This is a genomic window from Amycolatopsis sp. VS8301801F10, assembly GCF_046195355.1.
Classification (GTDB): Bacteria; Actinomycetota; Actinomycetes; order Mycobacteriales; family Pseudonocardiaceae; genus Amycolatopsis.
In genome coordinates this window covers 2,384,194-2,397,292 of sequence record NZ_CP176065.1, presented here as the reverse complement: position 1 = coordinate 2,397,292, position 13,099 = coordinate 2,384,194, and the positions used below count along the sequence as shown (strand labels likewise).

Annotated in this window: 14 protein-coding genes; 7 read left to right on the top strand and 7 right to left on the bottom strand. The window is 68.6% G+C overall.

What is annotated here, in order from left to right; all coding sequences use genetic code 11:
* The first annotated feature begins 61 nt into the window (after positions 1 to 61).
* Positions 62 to 622 (top strand): TIGR03086 family metal-binding protein, encoded by a 561-nt coding sequence (locus F9C11_RS11640; RefSeq protein ID WP_409184871.1) that lies wholly within the window; start codon positions 62 to 64, stop codon positions 620 to 622.
* Here the strand turns inward: F9C11_RS11640 and F9C11_RS11635 are convergent.
* Positions 619 to 1,554: a methyltransferase gene (locus F9C11_RS11635; RefSeq protein ID WP_409186878.1), complete on the bottom strand. Its 936-nt coding sequence runs from the start codon at positions 1,552 to 1,554 to the stop codon at positions 619 to 621. The genes F9C11_RS11640 and F9C11_RS11635 overlap by 4 nt on opposite strands.
* 43 nt (positions 1,555 to 1,597) lie before the next feature.
* On the bottom strand, positions 1,598 to 2,470 hold the full coding sequence (locus tag F9C11_RS11630; protein WP_409184870.1) for an NAD(P)H-binding protein: 873 nt from the start codon (positions 2,468 to 2,470) through the stop codon (positions 1,598 to 1,600).
* A gap of 80 nt (positions 2,471 to 2,550) precedes the next feature.
* Here F9C11_RS11630 and F9C11_RS11625 point away from each other — a divergent pair, with 80 nt between their 5' ends.
* Together F9C11_RS11625 and F9C11_RS11620 are read left to right on the top strand one after the other, a co-directional pair.
* Positions 2,551 to 3,423 carry an AraC family transcriptional regulator gene (locus tag F9C11_RS11625; RefSeq protein WP_409184869.1) on the top strand — a complete coding sequence of 291 codons (873 nt, stop codon included), beginning with the start codon at positions 2,551 to 2,553 and terminating at the stop codon, positions 3,421 to 3,423.
* Between the two features lie 158 nt (positions 3,424 to 3,581).
* Positions 3,582 to 4,238, top strand: coding sequence for a TetR/AcrR family transcriptional regulator (locus tag F9C11_RS11620; protein WP_409184868.1), 657 nt, complete (start codon positions 3,582 to 3,584; stop codon positions 4,236 to 4,238).
* Here the strand turns inward: F9C11_RS11620 and F9C11_RS11615 are convergent, their stop codons facing one another.
* On the bottom strand, positions 4,239 to 5,552 hold the full coding sequence (locus F9C11_RS11615; RefSeq protein ID WP_409184867.1) for an MFS transporter: 1,314 nt from the start codon (positions 5,550 to 5,552) through the stop codon (positions 4,239 to 4,241).
* Positions 5,553 to 5,584: 32 nt separating this feature from the next.
* Positions 5,585 to 6,604, bottom strand: coding sequence for a hypothetical protein (locus F9C11_RS11610; RefSeq protein ID WP_409184866.1), 1,020 nt, complete (start codon positions 6,602 to 6,604; stop codon positions 5,585 to 5,587).
* 98 nt (positions 6,605 to 6,702) lie between these two features.
* Between F9C11_RS11610 and F9C11_RS11605 the strand changes: the two genes are divergently transcribed.
* From F9C11_RS11605 to F9C11_RS11590, 4 genes are all read left to right on the top strand, one after another.
* The gene (locus F9C11_RS11605) at positions 6,703 to 7,305 is read left to right on the top strand and encodes a TetR/AcrR family transcriptional regulator (RefSeq protein ID WP_409184865.1); all 603 of its coding nucleotides are present in this window, start codon (positions 6,703 to 6,705) and stop codon (positions 7,303 to 7,305) included.
* A gap of 149 nt (positions 7,306 to 7,454) precedes the next feature.
* Positions 7,455 to 8,633: a cytochrome P450 gene (locus tag F9C11_RS11600; RefSeq protein WP_409184864.1), complete on the top strand. Its 1,179-nt coding sequence runs from the start codon at positions 7,455 to 7,457 to the stop codon at positions 8,631 to 8,633.
* Positions 8,634 to 8,726: 93 nt separating this feature from the next.
* The gene (locus F9C11_RS11595) at positions 8,727 to 9,110 is read left to right on the top strand and encodes a hypothetical protein (RefSeq protein WP_409186877.1); all 384 of its coding nucleotides are present in this window, start codon (positions 8,727 to 8,729) and stop codon (positions 9,108 to 9,110) included.
* Positions 9,111 to 9,214: 104 nt separating this feature from the next.
* On the top strand, positions 9,215 to 9,814 hold the full coding sequence (locus F9C11_RS11590) for a TetR/AcrR family transcriptional regulator (protein WP_409184863.1): 600 nt from the start codon (positions 9,215 to 9,217) through the stop codon (positions 9,812 to 9,814).
* A gap of 51 nt (positions 9,815 to 9,865) precedes the next feature.
* On the opposite strand, the gene F9C11_RS11585 is transcribed toward F9C11_RS11590, so the two are convergent.
* The 3 genes from F9C11_RS11585 to F9C11_RS11575 are packed head-to-tail and all read right to left on the bottom strand — an operon-like array spanning position 9,866 to position 13,090.
* On the bottom strand, positions 9,866 to 10,753 hold the full coding sequence (locus F9C11_RS11585) for a hypothetical protein (RefSeq protein WP_409184862.1): 888 nt from the start codon (positions 10,751 to 10,753) through the stop codon (positions 9,866 to 9,868).
* 1 nt (position 10,754) lies between these two features.
* On the bottom strand, positions 10,755 to 12,236 hold the full coding sequence (locus F9C11_RS11580; RefSeq protein ID WP_409184861.1) for a CoA transferase: 1,482 nt from the start codon (positions 12,234 to 12,236) through the stop codon (positions 10,755 to 10,757).
* On the bottom strand, positions 12,233 to 13,090 hold the full coding sequence (locus F9C11_RS11575; RefSeq protein WP_409184860.1) for a 3-hydroxyacyl-CoA dehydrogenase NAD-binding domain-containing protein: 858 nt from the start codon (positions 13,088 to 13,090) through the stop codon (positions 12,233 to 12,235). The genes F9C11_RS11580 and F9C11_RS11575 overlap by 4 nt, the downstream gene beginning before the upstream one ends.
* Positions 13,091 to 13,099: the final 9 nt, after the last annotated feature.

The following is a 13,099-nucleotide window of genomic DNA, read 5'->3' as shown; positions in this document are numbered from 1 at the left end:
CATCGTTCCGTTTCCGGGGCGGGCGGTGTCTGTACTGGTGACCTCGGAGAAAGGCGAACCGATGAATCCTGTCGACGATCTTGCCGCCGTCCTTGAGTCCACCGGCGCGCTGGTCGCCGGCGTGTCTCACTGGGACACGCCGACGCCGTGCCCGGAATGGACCGTCCGCGAGCTGGTGAACCATCTGGTCCTCGGGCACCGGCTGTTCACCGCGGTGCTGCGCGGCGAACCGGGCGGCCCGCTGGACCCTCGTAGTTCCGACGTGCTCGGCACCGACCCGGTCGCCGCTTACCAGGACGCGGTCGCCGGTCTGCTCGCGGCGTTCCGGCAGCCAGGGGTCCTGGAACGGGTATATGAGGTCCCAGCCGGGACGGTTCCGGGGATCGCCGCGGTGCAGCTGCGGATCGTCGAGGAACTCGTGCACGGCTGGGACCTCGCTCGCGCTACCGGGCAGAAGCCGAACTTCGAGGACGCCGTAGTGGAGCGGGGAATCGCGTTCAGCGCGGCGAAGCTCGCTGACCTTCCGGCGGAGCGGAGGCCGTTCGCGCCGCCGGTGCCGGTCGCGGACGACGCGCCGCCGTTGGATCGGCTGGCCGCGTTGCTCGGCCGGTCGCCGGGTTAAGCGACGCGGAATTCCAGCAGGCCTCGCTGGTCGGTCAACGGGGTCGCCGATTCCAGGACCAACCCCGCGGAATCGGCGAGGGTGCGGAATTCTTCCACCCGTCGTTCGCGCCCACCGAAATGGACCAGCATGACCAGGTCCATTTCGGTCCGGGCGTGAATTCCGCTGACGGCTTCGATGGCGAGAATCCGACCGGACCGGCCGGCCGCTTCCGCGCACCGCTCCAGAACTCGGCGGGCGTTCTCGTCGTCCCAGTTGTGCAGGATGTCCACCAGCAGATAGGCATCCGCTCCTGGCGGGAGCGGGTCGAAGAAGCTGCCGCCGCGCACCTCGACCCGGTCGGCGAGGCCGCGGGCGGCGAACGCGGCACGGGCTTCGCTCGCAGTGGGTTCGAGGTCGATCAGGTGCGCGCGCAGGTTCGGATTGGCCTCGAGGATCGCGGCGAGCAAATCTCCTCGGCCGCCGCCAACGTCGGCTACCGTCGTGAAAGAAGACCAGTCGATTCCGGCGACCACCTGCGGGAGTTCAGTGCGGAATCGGGTGGTCATCTGCTGGTCGAAGGATTTCCGCAGCTGCGGCTGCTCGGAAAGATCGGTCCAGAAATCCTTGCCGTAGCGGCGGGAGTAAGCCGCCTCGCCGGTCCGGATGCTGTGCGCCAACTCGACGAAAGCGAGTTCGGCACGGCCGGCGGCGCGGTCCAGGTGCAGGAGGTTGGCCACGCCGTTTTCGTTGTCCTGGCAGAGATTCGCGCCGTACGCGGTGGTGAGGTAGCCGTCTTCGGTGCGTTCGACCACGCCGAGCGTGACCAGGTGGCCGAGCAGGACGTCGAGCGCGATTGGTGAGAGGTCCAGTTCGGCGGCCACGTCGGCGGCGGTGCCGGGCGCTCGCAATCGGTCGGGCAGGCCCAGCGTTACCGCGACCCGCAACGCCATGGGGGTCGCCAGGCTGGCGGAACGGAGGAGGTGGTTCGCGTCATCACTCACGTGGCTCCACTTTTCCAGTCTGGTCAACCGGTTTTCCGGGCCACACCGCGGTCTCGGCGAATTCGGCGAAGCTTCGGGGCGGGCGGCCGAGTGCTCGCTGGACGCCGTCGGAGACGTGCGCGTCGCGACCTTCGCGGAGTGGCTCGATAAAGTCGGCGAAGATCTCCGCCTCGGCGCGTGGCAGGCCTTGGCCGACCAATTCCGCAAGATAGTCCTCTATGGACAGTGGCACGTAGCGGATCTCACGACCGGTTACCGCGGAAATCGTTTCGACCGCTTCGGTCAGCGACACCGCGCGGGGACCGGAGAGTTCGTAGATCTGGCCAGCGTGCCCTTGGCGAACCAGGGCAGCGGCAACCACTTCGGCGATGTCCTCGGCGTCCACAAAGGTCGCCGCACCGTCGCCAGCGGGCAAGCGCAGTTCACCGGCAGCGATGGCATCGGCGAAGAATCCCTCGTTGAAATTTTGCGCGAACCAGCCCGGACGGGTGATCGTCCACTCCAGACCGCTTTCCCGCACCGCCGCCTCGCTGTCCGCGATGCCGTCGCGCATGCCGGTGCGGTCGCGGACGTAGCCGGGGTCGTCGATTCCGCGCCCGGACGCCAGCACGATGCGCTGCACGCCGTGTTTCCGGGCCCGCTCAACGAACGGGCGGACCAGGTTCGTGCCGTCGAGTTGCACGACGTACGCCGCGCGGACGCCCTCAAGCGCGGCGTCCCACGTGCTGTCGTCGGTCCAGTCGAAGGGGTGTTCCCCGGAGCGCGCCGCCGCGCGGACGGGGTGCCCGGCGGCGCGCAGCCGGGATACGACACGGCGGCCGGATTTGCCGGTCGCGCCGGTGACCAGGACGGGTTGTTCAGTCATGCCCTGAGTCAACCGGCGAGATCCGGGAGGGGCCATGGTTGAAAAGCTCGCCTCGATGTCCGCGCGGATACGCTGGCAAGGTGGATGCAGTAGCGGAATTGCTCGCCGACGTCCGGGCGCACGGCGCGGTCTTCCGGCAGACGATCACGCCGTCGCTGCGAGTCGCCCCAGGCACGCCGCTGACCTTGGCCCGGATGCTGCGCGGCGAGGCCTGGATCGTGCCCGACGGGCTCGCACCGGTCCGGATCGGCGAGAACGACATCGCCGTCGTCCGCGGTGACGTGCCGTACGTGGTGGCCGACGATCCGACCACCACGCCGGTACACACCGTCACCACCGCCGATTACTGTCCGACGCCCACCGACGGCCGCACCTGCGGAACTCCGGCGGAGAACGCGGCCGTGCTGCTCAGCGGAGCGTTCGAGAGCCGTGGTCAGCTCAGCGGACGCGTGTTGCGGCTGTTGCCCGAGGTGCTGGTCGTTCCGGCGGAAAGTCCGCATCCGTCGGCCGAGGCGTTCGCCGACGAGGTCGGGAAAGACCAGCCCGGGCAGCAGCAGGTCCTCGACCGGATGCTGGACTTGATGCTGGTTTCCGCGCTGCGCACGTGGTTCGACACCGCTCCGGTGCGGCTCGATCCGGTCGTGAGCACCGCGATGCGGCGCATCCGCGAGGACCCGGCCCGCCGGTGGACCGTCGCGGAACTGGCCGCGGAGGCGGGAGTGTCCAGGGCGGCGTTTGCCCGCAGGTTCACCGAGCAGGTCGGCGAACCGCCGATCGCCCACCTCGCGGGCTGGCGCATTTCACTCGCCGCGGATTTGCTTCGCCGCACTGAGTACACAGTGGACACTATCGCGCGGAAAGTCGGTTACGCCAACGCTTTCGCGCTCAGCGTCGCGTTCAAACGACGCCGCGGGATCCGGCCGAGCGAACACCGGCACAAAAGCTCGGTGTGACCGGCCATCGCCGTCCAGCTCGTCCTCCCCTTGCCTGGCGCGCCGCCGCTCGTCACCCTGGAAGCCGCAGCCGCCCGTAAGCACAGACAGGGTGAACCGTTAGAAGGTCTTTCGAACAATCGGCCGTGTTACCGTCGGGCGTCGTCAAGGAGGTGGGGATGCCCGCAGCAGGCACCCGCAAGCCGATGCGCGAACGGTTCCGCGAGCAGGTGCGCGAGGAGGTCAAATCCGCCGCACTCGACCAGCTCGCGGCCGGGGGCGCGCAGGCGATCTCCATCAACGCCATCGCCAAACAGCTCGGCGTGTCCGGGCCGGCGCTGTACCGCTATTTCTCCAGCCGCGACGAACTGCTGAACGTCCTGGTCATCGACGCGTACCACGATCTCCGCGAGGCCATGGCGAAAGCACTCGGCACCGACGCACCCGACGCGGAAGCGCGGATCCGGTTGCTGGCCGCGGCGTACCGGGCTTGGGCGCGGGCGGAACCGCACCGGTACGAATTGCTGTTCAAGGCGCCGTTCCCCGGTTACGACGCGCACGCCAAGCCGCTCGCCGAAGCGGCCCGGTCGCTGATGGGCGTGGTGCTCGGGGTGTTGCACGGCACCGCGGGAAAGCCGCATCGCACCGAGGAAGTGCTCGACGCCCGGCGCGCGAACACCGAAAACCACCAGCTGGCGGTCGCGTTGTGGTCGCGGCTGCACGGCTTTGTCAGCCTCGAAATCGGCGGCGGCTTCACCGCGATGGGCCTCGACGCCGACGCGTTGTTCGAGACCGAGGTACAGGTGCTGACCGACCGGGTCCGCCGCGCCGGCTGATCACCGGCGGGACGCGCGCGGCTTCGCCCCCAGCGCCACCGCCAGCACCGCTCCGGCCACCATGCACGCGCCGACCACCCACAACCCGGTCCGCTGCGTGCCGGTCAGGTCGCGCAGCCAGCCGGTCACATACGGCGCGACGAACCCGCTCAGGTTGCCCAGTGCGTTGATCAGCGCGATCCCGCCGGCGGCGGCCGCGCCGGACAGGAAGTTCGACGGCAGCGCCCAGAACGTCGGCAGCGCCGCGCACACGCCCATCGCGCAAATCGTCACCGCGGTCATGGTGGCGTAAGGGTTTCCGAGGTACAGCGCGACCGGGATCGCCGCGCCGCCGACGAGCATCGGCAGCGCGACGTGCCACGTCCGTTCCCCGGTCCGGTCGCCGTGGCGCGCCCACGGGACCATCACCAGCGCACCCGCGACGTACGGGATCGCGTTCACCAGACCCGCCTGCAGCACGCTGAGTTTGGTGCCGAACTCCTCGCCGAATCCGGCGATGATGGTCGGCAGGAAGAAGCCCAGCGCGTACAGGCCGTAGACGACCGCGAAGTACACGAACGCCAGCCCGAGGATCCGCGGGTGCGTGAGCGCTTTCCGCAGCGGCCAGTGGTGTTCGGCCTCGGTGGCGCGGCGTTCGGCGTCGAGTTCGCTGGTGAGCCAGTCGCGTTCCTCGGCCGACAGCCACTTCGCGGTTTCCGGCCGGTCGCTCAGGCAGAACCACGTGACGACCGCCAGCAGGATCGCCGGAACGCCCTCCACGAGGAACATGAACCGCCAGCCGGACAGGCCGAACACGCCGTGCCCGCCGGTGATCAGCAGGCTGGAGACGGTCGAGCCGATCGCACTCGACACCGGCACCGCGCACATGAACAGCGCGACCGCCTTCGCCCGCTGCGCCGCCGGGAACCAGTACGTCAGGTACAAAATGATGCCGGGAAAGAACCCCGCCTCGGCGACGCCGAGCACGAACCGCAGCACCACCAGCGTCGTCGTGTTGGGCACGAACGCCATCGCGACGGCCACCGCGCCCCAGGTGATCATGATCCGCGCGATCCAGCGGCGCGCGCCGAACCGGTGCAGCGCAAGATTGCTCGGCACCTCGAGGATGAGGTAGCCGATGAAGAAGATCCCGGACGCGAGCCCGAAGGCCGTCGCGGTGAGGCCGAGTTCCTTGTTCATCCCGTTCGGGCCGGCGAACCCGATGTTGACCCGGTCCAGGTAGTTGACGAAGTACAGCAGCATCAGCAGCGGCATGATCCGCACCGCCGCCTTGGCCATGACCCGGTTGCCCAGCGGGCGCGTCTTCGTCGACATGTCCGGATCTCACCTGCCCGGACCCCGCCGAGTCAAGGCTTCGCGTAATGCCCGGCGACCGCGGCGAACGCCTCCTTCGGTTCCCAGTTGAGCCCCGGATAAGCCGTGCCCGAGCGGTCTTCCAGCACCTTCACCAGGCCGAAGCTGGCGAGGTCGAGATCGTCGCGGCCGGTCCGGTGCGGGTAGTTGTAGAGCGCGAACAGGAACACGAACGCGCTGTCCACTCCCTCCTCGTCGAAGATCTCCAGCAGTTCGCGCAGATACGCGGCCTGCCCGGCTTCGTCGCGCTCGTACTCGCCGTCGATGCGGACCGGGTCGCCGGTTTTCTTGTCGTGCTCGACGATCTCCATGCTCCGCGGCGCGACGTCGCCGGACCCGCGCCAGGTCGCCGTGCCGAATCCGGTGATCGCGACCGGTTTCCCTTGCGCCACCAGGGTTCGGACACCGGCCCGGAAGAGGTCGGCGACGTCGGCCGAGCGGATCAGTTCGACCGTGACGAAGTCGAACCGGCTCCAATCCACCTGCTCGAACTGGATGCACGCGTAGGTGACCGGGCCGTGGAACCGTTCCCGCACGATCTCGACGGCGGCCTCCAGGAACGGGTCGAGCTTCTTGCTCACCTCGGCCAGCCGCTCCGCGCGGCCCTCGGGTTCGGCCAGCAGCAGGCTGACCCGTTCCGCGGTGTCGTTGCCGGGCAGGAAGCCCTGGTTCATCACGCTCAGTTCGACCCCGGTCACGAACACCACGTTCGCCCCGGTGGCGCGCAGCCGCTCCGCCCGGGTCGCGCAGTCGGCGAAGAGGGCGAGCATCTCCTCGTGCGTCTGCTCCAGCGGATACGGCGAGAACCAGACCTCCAGCCCCAGGTCCGCCGCCCACCGCGCGGCCCGCTCCAGCCGGTCCGGGTCGCCGCCGACGAGGTGCACCGCGGTGCAGTGCAGGTCGTCGCGGATGATCGCCAGTTCGCGCTTCACCACCTCCGGTTCGAAACTCTCCCGCGCCGACCGTCCATTGCGGACGAAGCCGGTCTCGTACGTCATTCCCTTGCCGCGCATGGCGGTTTCCTCTCATTCGGGGACGCCGCCCACCGTACGCACGAAACTTGCGTACACGCAAGTTTGCGTAGGCGCAGCGAGGCTGCGAGACTGGACAAGTGACCGGATTGCGCGAACGGAAGAAGCAGGCCACCCGCGTCGCGCTGCGCGAAGCAGCCCTGCGGCTGGCGATCGAGCACGGGCCGGCGAACGTCCGCGTCGACGACATCGCCGAGGCGGCCGGGGTCTCCCCGCGGACCTACAACAACTACTTCTCCAGCCGCGAGGAGGCGATCGTCGCCGCGGTCACCGCGGACCGGGAAAACCGGATCGCCGCCGCCGTCGCCGAGCGCTCGGCGGACACCCGGCTGGCCGAGGCGGTCATCGACGCGGTCGCGGAGCAGTACACCGATCCCGGGGAGCAGAGCCGCGACGCATTGCTGCTGATCACCACGAATCCCAACCTGCGCACGGCATTTCTCGACACCCCGGCCGCACTGGAAGACCCGTTGCAGGAGGTGATCGCGACCCGGGTCGGCGACCCGCGGACCGCCCGCGTGCTGGCCGCCTCGGTCGCGGCGGCGGTGCGGGTCGCGCTGGAGCAGTGGACGCAACCGGCGGGCACCAGCGGCCTGGTCGTGGCGTCCGGCTCACTGCCGGATCTGTTGCGCCAAACCCTCGAACCGCTCGTCCCCGCCCTCGACGCCGCGGAAGCGAGCTAGGCCGAGATCTCCTCGAAGACGCACGGGTACGACGCCGTCTAGGCCGAGCCAGTGAATCTCCACCCTTTCCGTGTTCAGCTCCGACATTCACTTCACAAGTTTGTGAAATCTGTGTACCTTCTGAACTATTCAGAGGGGAAGGAGCGACGATGACCCGTCAGGCAGGACTCCCGCTCGAAAGGGGCGCGTGCCCGTTCGATCCGGTGCCGGCCCAGCGCACGCAGGCGCCGGTCGAGCCGTTGACGTATCCCGACGGCACCCAGGGCTGGCTCGTCACCGGATACCGGGAGGTGCGGGCAGTCCTTTCGGACAAGCGGATGTCCGCCCGAGCGGAACTGGCGAAGGTTCCGCTCGACTTCGGCCCGCTGCCGCCGCCGAAACCGGCCGATCCGGGGGTGTTCAACGGGATGGACGACCCGGACCACCACCGCTACCGCAAGCTGCTGACCGGGGCGTTCACCGTGCACCGGATGCGCACGCTGGAGGACCGCGTCGCCGAGATCGTCGAGCACTACCTCGACGCGATGGCCGCCGCGGGAGGCCCGGTCGACCTGGTGGAAGCGTTCGCGCGGCCGGTGCCGTCCCTGGTGATCTGCGAGCTGCTCGGCGCGCCCTACGAACGCCGCGCCGAGTTCGACGGCTACACCACCACCATGTTCTCCAAGGACGTCCCGATCGCCGACCGGATCGACGCCACCCAGGGCGTCGTCGCGTTCATCGCCGGGCAGATCGAGGAGAAGCGGGCGAATCCGGGCGACGATCTGCTGTCCGACCTGGTCCGCGGCGGCGAGCTGACCGACGAGGAACTCGCCAACATCGGCATGATGCTGCTGGTCGCCGGATTCGAGACGACCCGCAACATGATCGCGCTCGGCACGCTGGCGCTGCTGGAGAATCCGGAGCAGCTGGCGAAGTTCAAGGCCGATCCGGAGCTCACCGCGGGCACGGTCGAGGAACTGATGCGCTACCTCAGCGTGATCCACATCGGCCCGATCCGCACCGCGCTGGAGGACGTCGAACTCGGCGGCGTGACGATCAAGGCGGGCGATCCGGTCGTCACGTCGCTGCCGGTCGCCAACCGGGATCCGGAGAAGTTCCCGAACCCGGACGAGCTGGACGTCACGCGCAAGGCGACCGGGCAGCTCGCCTTCGGGCACGGCGTGCACCAATGCCTCGGGCAGCAGCTGGCGCGGGTCGAGCTGCGGATCGCGCTGTTCCGGCTGTTCGCGCGGTTCCCGGACCTGCGGCTCGCGGTGCCGTTCGCCGAGGTGGACCTGCCGCCCGACGCGTCGATCTACGGTCCGGTGCGGCTGCCGGTGACCTGGTAGCCGGGGTAGCCTGGCAGCGGCGGATCGAACACCGGAATCGAGGTTTTCCGCGCTGTGCATGCGATTGGCGCTTTCACGTTCGTCTGGTTCGGGATGGTGCTCGCCATCTCGTTCCTGGAAGCCCCGCTGAAATTCCGCGCGCCGGGGGTCACCGTCCCGATCGGCCTCGGCATCGGCCGGATCGTGTTCCGGGCCTTGAACATCGCCGAGGTTCTGCTCGCGGCGGGGGTGGTGGTCACGGTGGTGGCCGGGCAGCCGAACACCGCGGTGACGGTGCTGGCAGCGGTGGCTGTGGTGGTGCTGATCGCGCAGCTGGGGGCGGTCCGTCCGGCGTTGAACCGGCGGACGGACCGCGTCCTCGCTGCTCCGGAGGGCGTGGAGCTGCCGCGCTCCCGGGCGCATTTCGTTTACGTCGGCACGGAAATCGTGAAGGTGCTGGTGTTGCTGGCGCTCGGAATCCTGACCGTGGCGGGTTAGCGTCGAGTTGGACTAACGTCCAACCAGCGCTGGGCCGAGGCGGAAGAACCCTCAAGGGCGCCATTCAGCGGGCGCCGGCGGAAAATGATGGTTGACTGCGAGGCATGACGGCAGAAGCGACGAGCGATCGGCGAACCAGGCAGCGACACGAACGCCGGGACCGGCTGTTCCAGGCGGCCGTGGAGCTGTTCGTGGAACGCGGCTACGACAACACCACGATGGAGGACATCGCCGAACGCGCCGACACCGCCCGCGCCACCGTGTTCAACCACTTCCAGCGCAAGACGGCGTTCCTGGACGAGTGGAGCCTGCGCCGGCGGGAACGCGCGATGACCGCGGTGCGCGCCGAGAACCTGGAGGACCGGCCACTGCGCGAGGTGCTCAGCCGGTACCTGATCGAACTGGCGCGCATCAGCCTCGACTCCCGAGCGGAAACCGTCGCCTGCATGGGCGCGGCGATCCACTCCACGAATGTGTTCGGCAATCCGGAACTGGCACGTCAGTTCGGCGCATTCGTCGCCCGGGCACAGGAGGCCGGCGAGATCCGGGCCGACGTCGACCCGGCACAGGCCGGGCTGCTGCTCGCGACGGCGTATTTCGGGACGCTGAGTTCGTGGATCGAAAGCGAGGCCGCGCCGTTCGATCTGCAGGAGCATTTGCTGAATGTGGTGGAGATGGTTTTTCGCGGGATCGCAGTGCGCTGACCTCGCCGGAATGCTGTTTCACCGCTTCGGCGACGCGGTAGGCCCGCTCACTCAGGAGACGGTGCCCGAAAACCCGGCGATCCCGGACAGCAACTCGCCCATCTCGACCACCACCCGCGGTTCGCCGCCGTTCAGCGGCACCGCGGTAATCCGGCCGCCCAGGTCGGACACGTAAGCCACCTCGTCGTCCACTGCGAGGCCGATCGCCTCGGTGAATCCGCTTGCCAGGATCTCCGGTTCCGCGCCCTTCTCCCCCGGGCCGGGGATCGGTGCGCGGTTCAGCGTGTTGCCCTTCGGGGCCGCACCGCGGTCTGTCCAGTACAGATACCCGTCGTGGATTTCCAGGTCGATTGGCTCCGGCAGGTGTTCCCACAGGGTCTCGACGTCGGACCGGTCGCGGGCGCTCTCTCCCGGAGGAATCTCCAGCCCGGCACGGAAAATCCGGCCGACACCGCCCTTGGCCGGACCTTTCTGTGTCCAATACAGATGCGTAGCGTCCACAGTAACCCCAACGCATTCCTGCGTTCCGCTGCCGTCCGGCTCGTTCACGATCAGGTCCGTGAGCCCAGTACCGTCCGGACGCACCCGGGTCACCCGGCAGCCCTCGCGGTCGCTCCAGTACAGGAAACCGTTATAGGCCAACTGTTTTCCGGTGGTCAGAGTTCCGTTCGGGACCACATCGCGCGCACCGGTGCCGTCGAAGGAAACCGCGTGCAGACCGCCATTGCGTGCCGAGTAGTCGAGGCCCGCCTCGCCGGGCACTGACGGGTCGCGCGAGGGCATTCCCATGGTGGTCCAATAAACGGTCCCATCGGCGACGACTACGCCGTCCGGCGAGACACCGGCGTCTTTGTACAGCGGGGTGACCTGCCCGTCGGGAAGGCCGACGCGGTAAATCGTCCCGGTGCGGATGCCCAGCACCACGAGTTCGCTGAACATGTCACCTCCACTCTGGACGGTGCGATCCCCGGGGGATCAACGGATTCGTGTAATAGCCCGGAGTTTCCGACATCCGGATCTGTTCGGTGACCCCGCGGTAGCGGCCGAGCGGAGTGTCCGCGGTGAACGTTTCCGGGTCGAAATACTCGTGCCCGGGAGCGACGCCGGCGACCTCCGCGGCGTAGCCTTTGTCGAAGATTCCCAGGCTCAGCAACCACAAGGCGACCCGAGTCAGCGAAACCTGCACTCGGTACGAACCACCCCATTCCGCGCGGAGCATGAGTGCGCGCAGAATTCCCAATTGCAGGAACCACGACGTGATGTAGTCGTTCACCACCGGCACCGCGGGCAGCGACGGAACCCCGCCTTCGCCTTCCAGCAGCATCACGCCGGACAGACAACCAGCCGTCTGGTCGAAGCCGACGCGGCCGGACCACGGGCCGGTGCCGCCGTTGAGCGTCACCTCGGCGTGGATGATTCCGGGCCGGATCTCGGCGGCGGTTTCCGCGTCAAGGCCGTGCCGGGCAAGGTATCCGGGGCGGCGGTTGGCGTAGAAGATGTCCGCCCCGGCGAGCAGCCAGCGCATTCGCTCCTGGTCCGCAGCACGCCGGAAGTCGAGCCGGGTGGAGCGAACGCCCACATTGGACGTCGCGTACAGCACCGGCAGTTCGTATTCGCCGGGATCCCACACGTTCAGCACGTCCGCGCCGTGCAGCGCCAGCGCCCGGCCACAGCCGGCACCCGCGATGATGTGTGCCCGGCCCAGGGCGCGGATTCCTTCGAGCGGCGTGGAAGGGTTGGGGGACAACGGTTCCGGCGGGCTGTCGCCGATCCGCTCGACAATCACCGGCGGCATCGTCGACAGCACCGACTGGTACTGCTCGGTCGCCATCAGTTCTTCGGTCGTCCGCACCACCGGCATGATGACGCCCGCGGCCTCGGCGGCGTCCTCCAGTTCGAATGAGTTCCACTGCGCGATCGCCTGCTGCACCACGGCATCCCGCTCGGGAACGCCCAGCAGCGCGGCGGCGTCGTTGCGCAGCTTCGGGTACGGGCTGATCGGGTGCACCCACCGACCGTCGGCAGTGGAGTAGAAGCGATCCGTGCCGAAGGCGGGATCGACGCGCGCCGGATCGCCTTGCGGGTAACCGTCGAGCAGTTCCCATTTCTTGTCGTAGAACGGGCACAGCCGGTGCGGCGCGGTCCGCAGGTCCATCGAAATGTCCTGCCCGCGTCCGCCGCGCAGCTGCCAGATCTTCGCCACCGCAACGGATTTCGCCGCCAGCGCGATGGACGTCGCGCCCGCCAGCCGCAGCGCGCCCGGCAATACCGGGTCGGCTCCGGTGAATTCGATCCGGCCGCCGGCATCGGATTCCTGCAGGCCGACTGAGCCCAGCAAATCAGCCAATGGCTGGTGCAGGTCGTATTCGTCGGTGGTGGCTGGTTTGGCGAGCGCGGCCTCGAGTTTCTCAGTGAGGCTCATTCCTTCTCCAGCGCGTCCAGCAGCGCGCGAGTACGGCTGTCTCGCGCCTCGACTCGTGCGGAATAAGTGTCCGCGGTGCCATAGGCCTGTTCGACCTCGTCGAGCACCGAATCGAGGTGCTCGCGGTCCGGACGGCCGATCTCGAATTTCATCTGCGAACCGACGTGGCTCACCAGGTGGCGGATCCCGTCCGGGCCGCCGCCGAGGTGCATGCTCTCGAACGGCCCGATCGTCGCCCACCGCGGCCCGAGCGACGCCTTGACCAGCTCGTCCAGGTCCGCCGCGGACACGACGCCCTGCTGCACGAGGTACATCGCCTGGTCGTTGAAGACCTTCTGCAGCCGGTTCCCGACGAACCCGGGCACTTCCTTCTTCAGCGTGATCGGCTTCTTGCCCAGCCCGCGGTAGACCTCGACGGCCTTCGCCACGGTCTCCGCGGAGGTCGAACCGCCGGGCACCACCTCGACCAGCGGCATCAGTTCGGGCGGGTTGAACGGATGCCCGATCACGATCCGCGAGGCCGCCGCGTTGCCCTCGGCGATCACCGAGGGCAACAGCGACGACGAGGAGGACGCCAGTACTACGTCGTCGCGCGTGGCGGCGGCGAGCGTCGCGAACATTTCCCGCTTCAGCTCGATCCGCTCCGGGCCCGACTCCTGCACGAAGTCGGCCCCTTCAGCGGCTTCCGCGAGGTCCGCGACTGCCGTGGCGGGCAGCCCGGCGAGGTCCCGGGAGACAATTTCCCGCAGGTCCGGACGCGGATCGGTGACCCGCACCGTCCAGCCCGCCTCGGCGAACAGCCGAGCCCACGACACTCCGATGACCCCAGCGCCGACGATCGCGACGACCGGCATGGCGCACTC

What these genes read in the sequence shown, in the direction of transcription:
- F9C11_RS11600 (WP_409184864.1), top strand. Translation starts at nt 7,455, where the DNA reads ATGACCCGTCAGGCAGGACTCCCGCTCGAAAGGGGCGCGTGCCCGTTC.
- F9C11_RS11615 (WP_409184867.1), bottom strand. Translation starts at nt 5,552, where the DNA reads ATGTCGACGAAGACGCGCCCGCTGGGCAACCGGGTCATGGCCAAGGCG.
- F9C11_RS11590 (WP_409184863.1), top strand. Translation starts at nt 9,215, where the DNA reads ATGACGGCAGAAGCGACGAGCGATCGGCGAACCAGGCAGCGACACGAA.
- F9C11_RS11630 (WP_409184870.1), bottom strand. Translation starts at nt 2,470, where the DNA reads ATGACTGAACAACCCGTCCTGGTCACCGGCGCGACCGGCAAATCCGGC.
- F9C11_RS11640 (WP_409184871.1), top strand. Translation starts at nt 62, where the DNA reads ATGAATCCTGTCGACGATCTTGCCGCCGTCCTTGAGTCCACCGGCGCG.
- F9C11_RS11585 (WP_409184862.1), bottom strand. Translation starts at nt 10,753, where the DNA reads ATGTTCAGCGAACTCGTGGTGCTGGGCATCCGCACCGGGACGATTTAC.
- F9C11_RS11595 (WP_409186877.1), top strand. Translation starts at nt 8,727, where the DNA reads ATGGTGCTCGCCATCTCGTTCCTGGAAGCCCCGCTGAAATTCCGCGCG.
- F9C11_RS11575 (WP_409184860.1), bottom strand. Translation starts at nt 13,090, where the DNA reads ATGCCGGTCGTCGCGATCGTCGGCGCTGGGGTCATCGGAGTGTCGTGG.
- F9C11_RS11580 (WP_409184861.1), bottom strand. Translation starts at nt 12,236, where the DNA reads ATGAGCCTCACTGAGAAACTCGAGGCCGCGCTCGCCAAACCAGCCACC.
- F9C11_RS11610 (WP_409184866.1), bottom strand. Translation starts at nt 6,604, where the DNA reads ATGCGCGGCAAGGGAATGACGTACGAGACCGGCTTCGTCCGCAATGGA.
- F9C11_RS11635 (WP_409186878.1), bottom strand. Translation starts at nt 1,554, where the DNA reads ATGGCGTTGCGGGTCGCGGTAACGCTGGGCCTGCCCGACCGATTGCGA.
- F9C11_RS11620 (WP_409184868.1), top strand. Translation starts at nt 3,582, where the DNA reads ATGCCCGCAGCAGGCACCCGCAAGCCGATGCGCGAACGGTTCCGCGAG.